Here is a 14,599-nt window from a genome sequence, read left to right on the forward strand (position 1 = left end):
CGGTGCAAAACCAGCAACTGGAGCAAGGAAATGAAGGGAATCCTGATCGGCCTGATCGCACTCGCCGTGCTCGGCGCGGGCGGATCGTTCGGCTTCAACCTCTATGCAAAATATCGCGCTACCACCGAGGTCGAGGCCGCCTTCGAGCAGATCCGCAAGCAAGGCGGCAAGGCGAGCTACGGCAAGATCGAATTCGACGTGATGAGCCGGACACTGAGGGTCGATGATATAGCGGTGACTCCCGGCAACGAGTCCCAGGCGCAGATCAAGATCGCCGGCATCAAGGGCACCGGCGTCCGCCTGCTCGACCAGAGCAGCTTTTCGGCCGACAACATCGACGTCACGGGTTTCGAAGTCGCGCTCAACCAGGTCGGCCCCGCGAAGCTGAACGCATCCTATAAGATCCCGCAACTCACCCTGCGTGACTATGCCGGCCCCCTTCACGCCGGGAATGTGCCGACGGGTGGCTCCGTGAGCGATATCTACCGCTATGTGCTCGGTCAATACGCACGCGTGACAGCATCGTCAGTCACGGCTCCGGCGCTGACGATGAGCTTCGATGCGAGCGGCAGCGCCGCCGGCAGCGGCGAGGTCGCCTATTCCGGCCTGGCCATCCAGAATCTCAAGCACGGCAAGTTCGATGCGATGAAGGCGGACCGCGCTGTTTTCACCATCGACGTGCCGCAGCCGGGCAAGCAGGACAAGCTGACCGGCGACCTCTCCAACATCATCGTCAACGAATTCGATGCGACCGCGATCGCCGCGGTACTCGACCCAGACAAGACCGGCGACGACGGCTACTACCGCGTCTACCGGCAAATCTCCGCCGGCCCTTATGTGCTCAAATCGACCCAGGGCATGCGGATGGACATCGACGGGATCACCTTCGAGGACGTCGCGGCGCAGCCGTCAAAATTCCGGCCGGCCGAGATCGTTGCGCTCATGCCGACAGACCGGTCGGTCCTCCCGACATCCGCGCAATCGCGCGAGATGATGGAGAAGCTCGCCGGGTTCTATGATGGCCTCCGTATCGGCAAAATCCAGGTCGGCAAGACGTCGATCAGCATGCCGCAAGGCACCGCGAGGATCAACGCCGTCAGATATCGGGGTGGCGAATTCGCGATCGAAGGCGTCGATACGCCGACCCCGCAGGGGCAGTTCAAGATGGAGCGCTTCGCGCTGAAATCCTTCAGCGCGGCAAACCTGATGCGCTGGGCGGCAGGCTTCAGCAATCACGGGCAGGCACCCTCGCCCGATCAGGTGCTGGGCCTGTTCCGCGTGCTGGAAGGCGCCGAGATCAAGGGCGTGGTGGCGCCCGACAAGAACACCAAAAGGCTGATCACGATCGATACGATGACACTGGAGTGGGGACAGCTGATTGGCTCGATCCCGAGCAAGGCGCACCTGATTGCGAAATTCGTCACGCCCACCGATCCATCCGACCCAAAACAACTTCCATTGGTTCTCAGCGGGATCGACAAGCTCGCGATCGATCTCGATCTCGGCGCCGCGTGGACAGAGTCGTCCAACAGCTTCAATTTGACGCCCGCGACGCTCGACATCGGAGGGATCGCCAGCGCGCAATTGCGCATCACGCTTAGCAATGTGCCACGCGAGCTGTTTTCGGCTGACCCCGCTCAGTTCATGGGTCGGGCCGCCCAGGTCGAGGCTGTCGCGCTCGAGTTCTCGGTCCGCGACAATGGTTTCGTCGATTCCGCGGTGACGCAGAATGCACGGGGACGAAATGTCAGCCGCGACGAGGCGCGCCGGACATTCGTCGACAGCGTCAGGGCGTACCGAGCGGATGTCGCCGCCGCCAATCCGGAGGCGGGCACGGCGGTGGACGCGATCGCGAGCTTTGTCGAGACGCCAGGCCAGACGCTCGTCATCAAGGTCACGCCGCGCACGAAGGTGCCGCTGATGCAATTGATGCAGCTCTTCAATGCCGACCCGGAGGGCACGCTGGCGCAGTTCAAGATCGAAGCGTCGACGGGGCTGTAGGGAGAGCTGGTTGGTCTCGTGTCCCGGACGCGCTGCGGCACGCAATGACGCTGTGCAGAGCCGGACCCAGAAAGCTATGTCTGCCGAGAGATGGGCCCCCAGCTCAGCCGCGCACCACTGCGTGCTGCGCTGCGTCCGGGCAAGAGACCAGCTCATTTCTGCGGCAGGTTCACCCGGATATGCAACTCGCGCAGCTGCTTGGTGGTGGCCTCCGACGGCGCGCCCATCAGGAGGTCCATGGCCTGCTGGTTCATCGGGAACAGCGAGATCTCGCGCAAGTTCGTGGTGCCACAGAGCAGCATCACGATGCGGTCGACGCCCGCGGCCATGCCGCCATGCGGCGGGGCGCCGTATTGGAAGGCGCGGTACATGCCGCCGAACCGTTCGACCACTTCCTGCTCGCCGTAACCGGCAATCTCGAACGCCTTCACCATTGCTTCCGGCACGTGGTTGCGGATGCCGCCCGAGGCGATCTCGTAGCCATTGCAGGTGATGTCGTACTGGAACGCCTTGATGGTCAGCGGGTCCTGGCCCTTCAGCGCGTCGAGGCCGCCCTGCGGCATCGAGAACGGGTTGTGCGAGAAGTCGACCTTCTTGTCGTCCTCGTTGTACTCGTACATCGGGAAGTCGACGATCCAGGCGAGCTCGAACCGCTCCTTGTCCGTGAGGTTCAGCTCCTCGCCAACCTTGTTGCGGGCAAGACCCGAAAACTTCCAGAACTTGTCGGGATCACCGGCGACGAAAAAGGCGGCATCGCCTTCCTTCACGCCGAGCTGCGCTCGGATCGCGGCGGTGCGTTCGGGACCGATGTTGTTCGCGAGAGGACCGGCGCCCTCGCCGCCCTCGCGCCACATGATGTAGCCGAGGCCGGGCTGGCCTTCGCCTTGCGCCCAGGAATTCATGCGATCGCAAAACGCACGGCTGCCGCCGCCCGGTGCCGGAATTGCCCAGACCTGGTTCTTGGGATCTTCGAGCATGCGCGCAAAGACTTTGAAGCCGGAGCCGCGGAAATGTCCGGAGACGTCCTGCATCTCGATGGGGTTGCGCAGGTCCGGCTTGTCGCTGCCGTATTTGCGCAAGGCTTCGGCGAACGGAATCCGGCGCCAGCCCTTTGTCACCGGCTTGCCCTTGGCAAATTCCTCGAAAACGCCGGTGATGACCGGCTCCATCGCGGCGAACACGTCGTCCTGCGTGACGAAGCTCATCTCGACGTCGAGCTGGTAGAACTCGCCGGGCAGACGGTCGGCACGCGGGTCCTCATCGCGGAAGCAGGGCGCAATCTGGAAGTAACGGTCGAAGCCGCTCATCATCAGCAGCTGCTTGTATTGCTGCGGCGCCTGCGGCAGCGCGTAGAATTTTCCCGGATGAATGCGCGAGGGCACCAGGAAGTCGCGCGCGCCCTCCGGTGAGGACGCGGTCAGGATCGGGGTGTTGAATTCGAAGAAACCCTGCTCCTTCATGCGACATCGCATGGAGTCAATGATCGACACGCGCGTCATGATGTTCTGGTGTAGCTTCTCGCGGCGCAGATCGAGGAAGCGGTACTTCAGGCGTATGTCTTCAGGATATTCCTGGTCGCCGAACACCGGCAGCGGCAGGTCGCCGGCCGGACCCAGCACCTCGATCTCGCTGACGTAAACTTCGATCTTGCCAGTCGGCAGATCGTCATTGTCGGTACCTTCGGGGCGGCGGCGGGCCTTGCCGTCCATCCGCACCACGAATTCCGAACGCAGCTTCTCGGCCAGCGAGAATGCCGGCGAATCCGGGTCGACCACACACTGGGTCAGACCGTAATGGTCGCGCAGATCGATGAACAGCACGCCGCCATGGTCGCGAACGCGATGGACCCAGCCCGAGAGGCGAACCGTTTCGCCGATGTTGCTCTCGCGGAGCGCGCCGCATGTATGTGACCGGTAGCGATGCATGGTCGTCCCAAATTCAATCTCGGAGGAAGCGAATCGAACGGCCTGTAACGGCCGGTCCGAAGTTGCGGCAGGGTTTACCCGACGAGGCCCAAAGCGGCAACCAAGGGAACGGCCTGATTCGGACCAGATGCGCCCATTTTTGGCTTATCTGGGGTCCAACCTTTGCCATCAGGCGTTCCAACCCTATCTTGAGCTCATGACGGTTCATTTCCCCTTCCAGAACTCCTATGCAGCGCTGCCGGACAGCTTCTTCGCCCGCGTCGCGCCGACCCCCGTGGCGGCGCCCCGGCTGATCAAGCTGAACCGGCCGCTGGCGGTCCAGCTCGGGCTCGACCCTGATATGCTGGAGACCCCGGAAGGCGCCGAAATCCTGGCCGGCAAGACGGTTCCCGTGGGCGCCGATCCCATCGCTATGGCCTATGCCGGCCACCAGTTCGGGCATTTCGTGCCCCAGCTCGGCGACGGCCGCGCTATCCTGCTCGGCGAGGTCATCGACAAAGACGGCATCCGCCGCGACATCCAGCTCAAGGGAAGCGGCCCAACCCCGTTCTCCCGCCGCGGCGACGGCCGTGCCGCGCTCGGGCCGGTCTTGCGCGAATACATCGTCAGCGAGGCGATGTTCGCGCTCGGCATTCCGACCACGCGCTCGCTCGCCGCGGTCGTCACCGGCGAGCATGTAATCCGCGAGACCGCCCTGCCCGGCGCGGTGCTGACGCGCGTCGCCTCCAGCCATATCCGCGTCGGCACCTTCCAGTTCTTTGCCGTCCGCCGCGACACCGAGGCCATCCGCCGGCTCGCCGACCACGTCATCACCCGTCATTACCCGGATTTGCTTCAAGCGGAGCGGCCCCATCACGCGCTGCTCGCAGCCGTCGTTGCGCGGCAGGCTGAGCTCATCGCGCGCTGGCTCCTGGTCGGCTTCATCCATGGCGTGATGAACACCGACAACACGTCCATTTCCGGCGAGACCATCGACTACGGCCCCTGCGCCTTCATGGATGCCTACAATCCCGCGCAGGTGTTTTCCTCGATCGACGAGATGGGCCGCTACGCCTACGCCAACCAGCCGCGCATTGGCTTGTGGAATCTGACCCGGCTCGCCGAATGCCTGCTGCCGCTGTTCTCAGACGAGCAGGAAAAGGCGGTCGCCGAAGCCCAGGACATTCTCGGCGCCTTCGCCGAGACGTTCAGTGCGGCCTATCAGGCCGGCCTGCGCAGGAAGATCGGCCTGTTCACGGAGTGCGACGGCGACGAGGCGCTGATCCAGGACCTGCTCGATGCCATGGCGAAGAACCAGGCGGACTTCACCCTCACCTTCCGCAAGCTCTGCGATGCCGCAGGCGACGGAGGCGCAGACGTGCGCGCGCAGTTCATGGAGCCCGCGGCGTTTGACGAATGGGCCGGACGCTGGCGCGAGCGCATCGCGCTCGAGCCGCAGAGCGCGGCCGAGCGGCAAGCCGCCATGCACGCCGTGAACCCGATGTTCATCCCGCGCAACCACCGCGTCGAAGCCGTGATCCAGGCCGCCGTCAACAACGACGATTACGCCCCGTTCGAAGAATTGGTGAAGGTGCTGGCCAAGCCCTACGAGGACCAGCCGGAGTATGCGGCTTATGCCGATCCGCCGCTGCCGGACCAGCGGGTGCTGCAGACTTTTTGTGGCACCTAACTCCCCCTGATCATCCGGACAAAGATTGTTCGTGGAGCTGAACTCGCCTGACGTAGCTGGGTAGGGTGGATTAGCCGGAGGCGTAATCCACCTCTTCTCTCAACCAGCGGAAAGTAGATTGGTGGATTACGCTTCGCTAATCCATCCTACCGGCTGCCGCTGCCGCGAGCATCACGCCCGCTCGCCGAACTCGCCCGCGATCTTGACGTCGCCGCCCCAATCCTCTGGAAACAAACCGGCGCGGACATCACGGTGAAGCGACGAGTACGGCCAGTCGCACACCTTCGAGACATGACCGTGCTTGATGGGATTGTAATAGCAATACTCGACATGACGCGCGTAGTCGGTCTCGTCACGGATGAGATGCTCCGGTACCGGCGTTGCCAGATGCCGCGCTCGTTCCGAGCGGCACGAAAAGCGCTCAGCGGCTCATTCGCAGGGAGTGCCTTGGCAAAACGTGTCTTGATCAACCGCCAGCGCGCCGAGAAATTGGCGTCGCCCCCGGCGGAAGCTTCCAGATCGCGTGCAGATGATCCGGCGGACCACAAACGCGTCGATCTCGAATGGATGGCTTTGGCGCGTTGCTGCCACGGCGCCGCGTAAGATGTTGATCTTGTCTATCAGAGTAAGATGTTGATCTTGTCTATCAGAAGAGCCTTCCGCCGATCGAGCAGGTTCACCGCGAAGAACCAGCATCCTCCCGAGACGAATGCGGCGATAGTTGGACATGGATCATCGATAGCACAACTTGAAGTTGGCTCACAGTGGTGGATTACACCTTCGGCTAATCCACCCTACCACGTCGCCACTTGTGGACGCGGGAACCGCTGTCATCAAACTGAAACACTGGCGCTCTAACCGCCTGTCAGGGCCGTCTTGCCGGAGGCGTCCATCCTCCAACAGTCCCGACACAGCGCGCCATGTCCTTCAAATTCATCCATCTCACTGACACGCATCTCGCGAATCCGGGGCAAAAGCTCTATGGCCTCGACCCGCGCGCCCGGCTGGATGCCGCGATTGTCGACATCAACAAGCATCAGTCGGACGCTGCGTTTGCTGTGGTGACCGGCGACCTCACCCATTGGGGCGAGCCGGAGTCCTACGCCAATTTCGCCGACGCCATGGCTGCGCTGAAAATCCCGTACGTTGCCATGGTCGGCAATCACGACCGCCGCGACGCTTGCCTCGACCGCCTTCGGTCCGCGCCGCGCGATCAGAACGGCTTCGTGCAGGGCACGCGGACGACCGAGCACGGCCTGTTCGTCTTCCTGGACACGCTGGACGAGACCAGCCATGCCGGCGAGATGTGCGGCAAGCGCCTCGGCTGGCTCGCAAGCACGCTGGCCGCCGCGCCGGCCGACATGCCGTTCGTGGTGTTCATGCATCATCCGCCCTTCCCGGTCGGCGTACTCGCAATGGACGAGATCGCGCTGAAGCAGAGCGCCGAATTCGCCGAGGTGATCGCGCCTTACCGTTCGCGCATCCGCCACCTCTTCTTCGGCCATGTGCACCGGCCGATCTTCGGCAGCTACGGCAAGACTCCCTTCTCCACGCTGCGCGGCACCAACCACCAGGTCTGGTTCGAGCTGAATGCCAACGCGCCGCATTTGGCGAGCCACGAGCCGCCGGCCTACGGCGTGGTGCTGATCGACGATGAGAACCTGGTCGTGCACAGCCACGACTTCCTCGACCAAAGCCCACGCTTCCCTTTCGCCGCGCCAGCGGGAATCGGTGACCGCGACTATGCGCTCAACTTCCTGGCCCGGTGAGATGAGCCTCGCTGAACCCGCGGCTCTCCCGCGCGCGACCTCGGCGGCACCGCGTCTGCATGTCCTGAAACGCTTCACCGCCGGCTTCACGGCGTCGCTGCCGGCCTATCTGCTGCTGCTCCCCTCGCTGGTCTTCCTGGCGCTGTTCACCTATGGCGCGATGGGCCGCGTGCTTATCGATGCGCTCTATCAGCGCACGACGCCGAAAGCGCCCGTGCGCTTCATCGGCCTCGACAATGTCAGCGCGGTGCTTGCCGACCCCGCCTTCACCGGCGCGGTCGTCAACAATCTCATTTACGCAGTCGGCACAGCGATCCCGAGCATCGGCCTCGCGCTCTTGTTTGCACTCGCGCTCTCGCGCACCAGCGCAGTGACCAGCGCGCTCCGCGCCGCGCTATTCCTGCCGGTGCTGATCCCGATGGTCGCAGCCTCCGCGCTGTTCCTGTTCATCTTCCTGCCCAATGTCGGCCTGCTCGATTCTTACATCGGCCGGCTACTTCCGGTGCTGCCGAACTGGCTGGGCGATCCCGACATCGCGCTATCAGCGATCATGGTGATCACGATCTGGAAGAACGCCGGCTATCACATGCTGTTCTTCCTCGCGGGCCTGCAGGCGGTGCCGGAGGACGTCATGGAGGCCGCCCATCTCGACGGCGCCGGTCCGTTCCAGCGCCTGCGCTACATCATCCTGCCGGAGCTCAAGCCCACCTTCCTGTTCGTCACCGTGATCGCGACGCTGAATGCGGTGACGCAAGTCGACCACGTCTTCGTCCTGACCCAGGGTGGCCCGTCCAACTCGACCAATCTCGTGCTGTTCTACATCTATCAGCAGGCCGTCGAGCATTATGACGTCGGCAAGGCGTCGGCGGCGACGCTGCTGACGCTGGCAGCGTTGATGGGCCTCACCGCGCTTTCGTTCCGGACGCTGGCGGACCGCGAGAGCGGCCCATGAATTTGATCGGCCGTCTGTTCAGGGATGCTCCGCTCGCCACCCGTCGCGAGATCACGCCAAAGCTCGGTTTCGTACTGACCGTGCTGCTCGCACTGGTCTGGCTGATCCCGTTCGTCTGGATGGGCGTGGCGACCCTGCGCCCGGCCTCCGATGGCATCAACCTCATGGCCGAGCTGATGCCGAGCCTGAAGCCGACGCTCGACAACGTCAGGGATGCCTGGGAGATCGGCGACTTCCCGCGCTACACCCTCAACACCACAATCATCTGCACCGGGATCCTGCTGGTGCAGTTCGTCACGATCACGCTGGCGGGCTTTGCTTTTGCCCGCCTCGCCTTCGCCGGCAAGACGCTGATCTTCTACCTGTTCCTGATGCAGCTGATGCTGGTGCCGGTGCTGCTGATCGTGCCCAATTTAAGCCTGATCGCGCAGCTCGGCCTCTACGACACGCTCACTGGCGTGATGATGCCTTTCTTTGCCTCTGCCTTCGGCACCTTCCTGATGCGGCAAGCCTTCGAGGCCATTCCAAGCGAGCTGGAGGATGCCGCCCTGATCGACGGCGCCGGCCTATTCCAGCGCATCCGCCACATCTACGTGCCGCTGTCGCTGCCGAGCTTCTCAGCCTTCGCCATCATCTCCGTGACCAGCCACTGGAACGACTTCCTGTGGCCGCTGATGGTGATCAACTCGCCGGACAAGCGGCCGCTCACGGTCGGGCTCTCCGTCTTCACCAAGACGGCCGAGGGCACGCAGGCCTGGGGCACCATCGCCGCGGGAACGCTGATGGTGATCGCACCGCTGTTCGTGACCTTCCTGATCTTCCAGAAGCGCTTCATCAGCTCTTTCGTCACCTCAGGCATCAAATAGGAGATTTTCCGATGCTGTTCCCCCGCAGGCTCATGCTCGGCCTTGCCATTGCAGGCACATTGGCTGGCGCCCTCGCCTTTCCAGCCCTTGCCGGCGAAGGCCCGACCGAGATCGATTTGTTCTTCCCCGTCCCGGTCGACGGCAAGCTCGCCCGCGACATGGGGACCTTGATGAAGGAGTTCAATGAGACCCACCCCGAGGTCAAGGCGACCGCGGTCTACACCGGTTCCTACGACGACACGCTGATCAAGACGCGCGCGGCGATCAAGGCCGGCAAGCCGCCGTCAGCCGTGATCATGTCGGCCAACTTCCTGCTCGACATGCAGATCGAGAACGAGCTTACCAATCTCGACCCCCTGATCGCCGCCGACGGCACCACCAAGGAAAAGTTCTTGGGCCAGTTCTTCCCGGCGCTGCAGGGCAACGCGGTGATCAACCGCTCGGTCTACGGCGTGCCCTTCCACAACTCGACGCCGCTGCTCTACATCAATGCCGATCAGGCCAAGGAGGCCGGCCTCGATCCGAACAAGCCGCCGCAGACCTGGGCCGAGCTTACCGAATGGGCCAAGACGCTCACCAAGCGCGAGGGTGACAAGGTCATGCGCTGGGGCATCGCCATTCCATGCGCCTATGATTATTGCGGCTGGATGATGGAAACGCTCACGATGTCCAACGGCGGGCGCTACTACAACGAGGAGTTTGGCGGCGAAGTCTATTACGACACGCCTTCGATGCTCGGTGCGCTCACCTGGTGGAACGACCTCATCTTTAAGCACAAGGTGCATGCGCCCGGCGCGACGCCCGGCCCGGCCGTCAGCACCTCCTTCATTTCCGGCAATGCCGCGATGATGATGCTCTCGACGGGGTCGCTGACCTATGTGCGCGACAACGCCAAGTTCAGCTACAAGGTCGCCTTCATTCCTCGCAACGTCCGCAATGCCGTGCCGATCGGCGGCGCATCGCTGATCATTCCGCCAGGGCTCGAAGCCGACAAGCAGAAGGCCGCCTGGACGCTGATCAAGTGGATGACCTCGCCCGAGAAGAGCGGTTGGTGGAGCCGCGCCACCGGCTATTTCGCGCCCAATATGGCTGCCTACAAGACGCCCGACATGGTCGACTTCCTGAACAAGAACCCGGACGCCAAGACCGCCGTCGAACAGCTCGACGTCGCAAAGCCGTGGTTTGCCACCTACAAGACCGTGCCGGTGCGCAAGAACCTCGAGGACGAGGTGATGCTGGTCCTCAACGGCAAGAAGCAGCCGAAGGACGCCCTCACCGCCGCTCAGAAAGCCGCCGACGAGACGCTCAAGCCGTACAACGCTGAGACGTCGCTGAAACTGCCGTAAGGCCGGCAACTCATCGCGCGAACAAGCTTCGGCGCGCCGTCATGCGGGGGCGCCGAATGCGTTTCGACGGGCCCCGCCCGTTAACGCCTTGTCCACCATCCGGCCCGCCCCGCGGCCGGTAACCACGAGAATTAACAGACCCTCAATTCGTCCCGGACAAGTTTAGCAATGTTTCTGAGGGGTTTTCACCGTGGACCTGTTGGTATTCGAGTTCCTGCGACTGGCTCTGGTCGGCATGTGCGTGCTTGTGGTGGCACTGCCATGCGTCCGGAAATCCTCGCAACGGGTCCGCTACGAATAGGATTTTTGTCGGAAAAGGCGATTCCGGCCCAAATGCAAGGCTCGAATTCGCATCGAGCCCCTTGACATCACTGCACTTTCGGCAGAACGGCTGATGGTCTCGTCATGGGCCGTTCATGGATTTGATTACCACCACCGCTGACCTTGCGGCTGCCTGCAGCCGGCTGGCCAAGCACCCCGTCATCACCGTCGATACCGAGTTCCTGCGCGAAACCACCTATTACCCGCTGTTGTGCGTGGTGCAGATGGCGAGCGCCGAGGAAGCTGTCGTCATCGACGCCCTGGCCGAGGGCATCGACCTCAAGCCGTTCTTCGAGCTGATGGGCAACGAGGCCGTGCTGAAGGTCTTCCACGCCGCTCGCCAGGACATCGAGATCATCTGGCACCAGGCCGGCATCATTCCCCACCCGGTGTTCGACACCCAGGTCGCGGCCATGGTGCTCGGCTATGGCGACAGCATTGCGTACGACCAACTGGTCGAGAAGGTTACCGGGCACCGCCCGGACAAGACCCATCGCTTCACCGACTGGTCACGCCGGCCGCTCTCCAAGGAGCAGATGCATTACGCGGTCTCCGACGTCACCCACTTGCGCGACGTGTTCGCGGCGCTCGATGCCGACCTGAAGAAGCGCCGCCGCAGCGAATGGGTCTCCATCGAGATGGAGGTTTTGACCTCGCCCAGAACCTACGACTTCCACCCCGAGCGCGCCTGGGAGCGGCTGAAGACCCGGGTGCGCAAGCCGAAGGACCTCGCGGTGCTGATGGAGGTGGCGGCCTGGCGCGAGCAGGAGGCGCAGAGCCGCGACGTGCCGCGCGGCCGCGTGCTGCGCGATGAAGCGGTCAGCGACATCGCAACGCATGCGCCGACTACGCTTGAGAAGCTCGCCCATCTGCGCTCGGTGCCGAAGGGGTTTGAGAAATCCAAATGGGGCGCGGACATCGTCGCGGCCGTCGAGCGCGGACTGGCGCGGGATTTCTCGACGCTGCCGAAGCTGGAGAAGCCGCGCAACAATTCCAATGGAGCGGCCATCGTCGAATTGTTGAAGGTGCTGCTGCGCATGACCGCCGAGCGCCATGCCGTCGCCAGCAAGGTGATCGCCACCGTCGACGATCTCGAAGAGATCGCAGCCAGTGACGAGGCCGACGTGCCGGCTTTGCGTGGCTGGCGCCGCGAGCTGTTCGGCGATGCCGCGCTGAAACTGAAGCGGGGCGAGCTGGCGCTCGCAATCGAAAAAGGCCGCGTGATCGGGGTGCAGCGGGCGTAGGCCCGCGAAGGCCTGTGGCTGGCGCTCTGCCAGCCGCGTCGTCAGTGCGAGCCAACGGGTCCGCGCGAAGCGCGGCCCGATGACAGGCTCCGCGAAGCAATCCAGAATCTTTCGTTGGAGGCAGGCTAGATTGCTTCGTCGCTTCGCTCCTCGCAATAATGAGGAGAGATTTTACGCCGGTGTCAGCTTCGCAACTTCCCCCTTCATGTCCTCCAGCACACCCGAGATCGCCGCGATCAGTTCGTCGATCTGCGCCCTGGTGGCGATCAGCGGCGGGCAGATGGCGATAGCATCGAGCATGTTGCGGGAGATAACGCCGCGCTCCTGCAGCATGCGGCTGGCGATGCCGCCGACGGCGCCCGGCGTAGCGGCTGCGGTCTTGCGCCCCTTGTCGAGCACGAGCTCGAGGGCAGCAATCATGCCGACGCCGCGGACCTCGCCGACCAGCGGACCACTGGCGAGCTCGCGCAGCTTGCCCTGCATGTAGCCGCCGAGTTCGGCAGCATGCGCGACCAGGCCGCGCTCCTCGATGATCTTCAAATTCTCAAGCGCAATCGCCGAGCCGACGGGATGACCGCCGGCGGTGAAGCCGTGGCCGAGCACGCCGATCTTGTTGCTCTCGTCGGCGATTGGCTCGAACATGCGGTCGTTCAGCAGGATCGCCGACAGCGGGAAATAGCTCGAAGTGATCTGCTTGGACACCACGATCGCATCCGGCTTGATGCCGTAGGTCTCGCAGCCGAACATCTTGCCGGTGCGGCCAAATCCGCAGATCACCTCGTCGGCGACCAGCAGGATGTCGTACTTCTTCAAGACCTTCTGGATCTTGTCCCAATAGGTCGCCGGCGGAACGATGACGCCGCCCGCACCCATCACCGGCTCGCCGAAGAAAGCCGCGATCGTATCCGGGCCCTCCTTCTGGATCAGCGCGTCCAGTTCCTCGGCCCGGCGCGTCGCGAACGCCTCCTCGCTCTCGCCGGGTGCGCCGTCCTTGTAGAAATGTGGCGAGCCCGTGTGCAGGATGTTCGGCAGCGGCAGGTCGAACGAGCGGTGATTGTTGGGCAGGCCCGTGAGGCTGGCCGAGGCGATAGTGACGCCGTGATAGGCGCGCAGGCGGCTGATCACCTTCTTCCGCTGCGGCTGGCCCAGCGCGTTGGAGCGGTAGGCAATCAGCTTCAGCACCGTGTCATTGGCTTCCGAGCCGGAATTGGTGAAGAACACCTTGCTCATCGGCACCGGCGCGAGCGCGACCAGCTTCTCGGCGAGATCGATCGAGGGCCCGTGCGATTTGGCCGAGAAGGTGTGATAGAACGGCAGCGCCTGCATCTGCTTGTGCGCGGCGTCGACCAGACGCTTCTCATTGAAGCCCAGCCCGACGCTCCACAGGCCGGCCATCGCCTCGAAATAGCGCTTGCCCGCGGCATCGAACACGTAGGGACCCTCGCCGCGCTCGATCACGAGAGGACCGGCCTGCTGATGGGTGCGCGCGTTGGTGTAGGGATGGAGCTGGTAGGCCACATCCCGGGCCTCTTGCGAATTCGGCAGCATGGACATTTGCAGGGATCCCTAAAGTCGTGACACCGCCGGCACAGCCAGCGTCATCACTTGATGATCAAGTTACTTGGCTATTTCGATGAGACAAAGCTTGCAACGCCAATTCGTCGGCAGCAAGCGCTCAGCAGCGTTGCACAAAGCCGCATATCGGGATTGGACGGCTTTTTAGGCCGCGTCGTCGTCATCCCCGTCTTCAGCGGCGGCGGCCTCCCTCACCTCGACGAGCGCCATCGAGAGCAGATAGACCGTCGTGGGCAAGCCGACGCGGCGCGCCGTTTCGACGGCACGCGACAAATCGCTTGCCAGCTCCTTGAGGTGTTCTCCCCGGGACAATGTCTCAACCCCACCCCGCCGATCGCGGCCGCCTACACCGCAACGGCGCCGCTGGTTCTGATCAGTTCGGCGCTGGAATGGATCGTAGCAAAATTCCCGATGACATTCACTACTGCACGCTTGTAGGCGGCGGCATCGCCCGTGCCCGGCTGCCGGCAGGCCACGGCGTCAGTGATCACCTCGTAACGATGGCTGCGGTGAAACCCGTCCACGGCGGTGGCCAGGATGGTCTCGTCCAGGGAAAAGCCGGCCAACACGCAGCGCACATTGTGGATATTGGACATATAGTCCACAAACCGCGACGAGCTGTAGGCCGAGGGCAGCGGATGCTCGAACGTCATTTCTCCCGGACGCGGCTTCGCCTCCGCGATCCAATCGGTCAGCCTGGATGCCGGATTGAACCAGGCCGCCTGCGCGATGCGCTTCAAATGCATCACCGGCCAGAGATTGCTGCGCCACAGCGTCAGCAGTTCCAGGCAGCGTGCGGTGGCGGCATCGCCGCCGAGGATGACGTGGCGGCGCCCAGGGGTCAGATATTCGACCTGCAGGTCCGCGCAGACCAGGATCGGAGGATCATCGTGGATGGAAACCGGCATTGTCTTGCGCGCAGTTGCACCTA

12 protein-coding genes are annotated in these 14,599 nt (G+C 63.4%); 7 read left to right on the forward strand and 5 right to left on the reverse strand.

Translation table 11 applies throughout. The features are described 5' to 3' along the window. The first annotated feature begins 30 nt into the window (after positions 1-30). A complete protein-coding gene (locus tag IVA92_RS04915; RefSeq protein ID WP_247281572.1) occupies positions 31-2,001 on the forward strand; it encodes a hypothetical protein in 1,971 nt (656 codons plus the stop codon). Positions 2,002-2,153: 152 nt separating this feature from the next. Here the strand turns inward: IVA92_RS04915 and aspS are convergent, their stop codons facing one another. Continuing rightward, the gene (gene aspS / locus IVA92_RS04920) at positions 2,154-3,926 is read right to left on the reverse strand and encodes an aspartate--tRNA ligase (protein WP_247281573.1); all 1,773 of its coding nucleotides are present in this window, start codon (positions 3,924-3,926) and stop codon (positions 2,154-2,156) included. Positions 3,927-4,122: 196 nt separating this feature from the next. Here aspS and IVA92_RS04925 point away from each other — a divergent pair, with 196 nt between their 5' ends. Beyond that, positions 4,123-5,595, forward strand: coding sequence for a protein adenylyltransferase SelO (locus IVA92_RS04925; protein ID WP_247281574.1), 1,473 nt, complete (start codon positions 4,123-4,125; stop codon positions 5,593-5,595). A 429-nt stretch (positions 5,596-6,024) separates the two neighbouring features. Here the strand turns inward: IVA92_RS04925 and IVA92_RS35940 are convergent, their stop codons facing one another. After that, positions 6,025-6,324 (reverse strand): hypothetical protein, encoded by a 300-nt coding sequence (locus tag IVA92_RS35940; RefSeq protein WP_346015594.1) that lies wholly within the window; start codon positions 6,322-6,324, stop codon positions 6,025-6,027. 191 nt (positions 6,325-6,515) lie between these two features. On the opposite strand from IVA92_RS35940, the gene IVA92_RS04935 reads away from it, so the two are divergent. The 5 genes from IVA92_RS04935 (at position 6,516) to rnd (ending at position 12,093) form a co-directional block, all read left to right on the forward strand. Further along, on the forward strand, positions 6,516-7,364 hold the full coding sequence (locus IVA92_RS04935; protein ID WP_247281575.1) for a phosphodiesterase: 849 nt from the start codon (positions 6,516-6,518) through the stop codon (positions 7,362-7,364). 1 nt (position 7,365) lies between these two features. Then, positions 7,366-8,316 (forward strand): sugar ABC transporter permease, encoded by a 951-nt coding sequence (locus IVA92_RS04940; RefSeq protein ID WP_247281576.1) that lies wholly within the window; start codon positions 7,366-7,368, stop codon positions 8,314-8,316. Further along, entirely contained in the window at positions 8,313-9,182 is an 870-nt protein-coding gene (locus tag IVA92_RS04945; RefSeq protein WP_247281577.1) for a carbohydrate ABC transporter permease, read from the forward strand. Before IVA92_RS04940 ends, IVA92_RS04945 begins: the two co-directional genes overlap by 4 nt. Positions 9,183-9,193: 11 nt before the next feature. After that, positions 9,194-10,528 (forward strand): ABC transporter substrate-binding protein, encoded by a 1,335-nt coding sequence (locus IVA92_RS04950; RefSeq protein ID WP_247281578.1) that lies wholly within the window; start codon positions 9,194-9,196, stop codon positions 10,526-10,528. 416 nt (positions 10,529-10,944) lie between these two features. After that, on the forward strand, positions 10,945-12,093 hold the full coding sequence (gene rnd / locus IVA92_RS04955; protein WP_247281579.1) for a ribonuclease D: 1,149 nt from the start codon (positions 10,945-10,947) through the stop codon (positions 12,091-12,093). 171 nt (positions 12,094-12,264) lie between these two features. Here rnd and IVA92_RS04960 read toward each other — a convergent pair whose 3' ends face one another. The 3 genes from IVA92_RS04960 to IVA92_RS04970 form a co-directional block, all read right to left on the reverse strand. Next, positions 12,265-13,647: an aspartate aminotransferase family protein gene (locus tag IVA92_RS04960; RefSeq protein WP_247281580.1), complete on the reverse strand. Its 1,383-nt coding sequence runs from the start codon at positions 13,645-13,647 to the stop codon at positions 12,265-12,267. A 165-nt stretch (positions 13,648-13,812) separates the two neighbouring features. Then, complete coding sequence (locus tag IVA92_RS04965; RefSeq protein ID WP_247419960.1) at positions 13,813-13,980, reverse strand: hypothetical protein; 168 nt, start codon at positions 13,978-13,980, stop codon at positions 13,813-13,815. A 32-nt stretch (positions 13,981-14,012) separates the two neighbouring features. Then, the gene (locus IVA92_RS04970; protein WP_247281581.1) at positions 14,013-14,576 is read right to left on the reverse strand and encodes an isochorismatase family protein; all 564 of its coding nucleotides are present in this window, start codon (positions 14,574-14,576) and stop codon (positions 14,013-14,015) included. Positions 14,577-14,599: the final 23 nt, after the last annotated feature.

This window comes from Bradyrhizobium sp. 154 (assembly GCF_023073875.1).
GTDB lineage: Bacteria > Pseudomonadota > Alphaproteobacteria > Rhizobiales > Xanthobacteraceae > Bradyrhizobium.

Excerpts from the sequence above, each read along its gene's own strand:
- IVA92_RS04915 (WP_247281572.1), top strand. The coding sequence starts at position 31 with ATGAAGGGAATCCTGATCGGCCTGATCGCACTCGCCGTGCTCGGCGCG.
- aspS (WP_247281573.1), bottom strand. The coding sequence starts at position 3,926 with ATGCATCGCTACCGGTCACATACATGCGGCGCGCTCCGCGAGAGCAAC.
- IVA92_RS04925 (WP_247281574.1), top strand. The coding sequence starts at position 4,123 with ATGACGGTTCATTTCCCCTTCCAGAACTCCTATGCAGCGCTGCCGGAC.
- IVA92_RS35940 (WP_346015594.1), bottom strand. The coding sequence starts at position 6,324 with ATGTCCAACTATCGCCGCATTCGTCTCGGGAGGATGCTGGTTCTTCGC.
- IVA92_RS04935 (WP_247281575.1), top strand. The coding sequence starts at position 6,516 with ATGTCCTTCAAATTCATCCATCTCACTGACACGCATCTCGCGAATCCG.
- IVA92_RS04940 (WP_247281576.1), top strand. The coding sequence starts at position 7,366 with ATGAGCCTCGCTGAACCCGCGGCTCTCCCGCGCGCGACCTCGGCGGCA.
- IVA92_RS04945 (WP_247281577.1), top strand. The coding sequence starts at position 8,313 with ATGAATTTGATCGGCCGTCTGTTCAGGGATGCTCCGCTCGCCACCCGT.
- IVA92_RS04950 (WP_247281578.1), top strand. The coding sequence starts at position 9,194 with ATGCTGTTCCCCCGCAGGCTCATGCTCGGCCTTGCCATTGCAGGCACA.
- rnd (WP_247281579.1), top strand. The coding sequence starts at position 10,945 with ATGGATTTGATTACCACCACCGCTGACCTTGCGGCTGCCTGCAGCCGG.
- IVA92_RS04960 (WP_247281580.1), bottom strand. The coding sequence starts at position 13,647 with ATGTCCATGCTGCCGAATTCGCAAGAGGCCCGGGATGTGGCCTACCAG.
- IVA92_RS04970 (WP_247281581.1), bottom strand. The coding sequence starts at position 14,576 with ATGCCGGTTTCCATCCACGATGATCCTCCGATCCTGGTCTGCGCGGAC.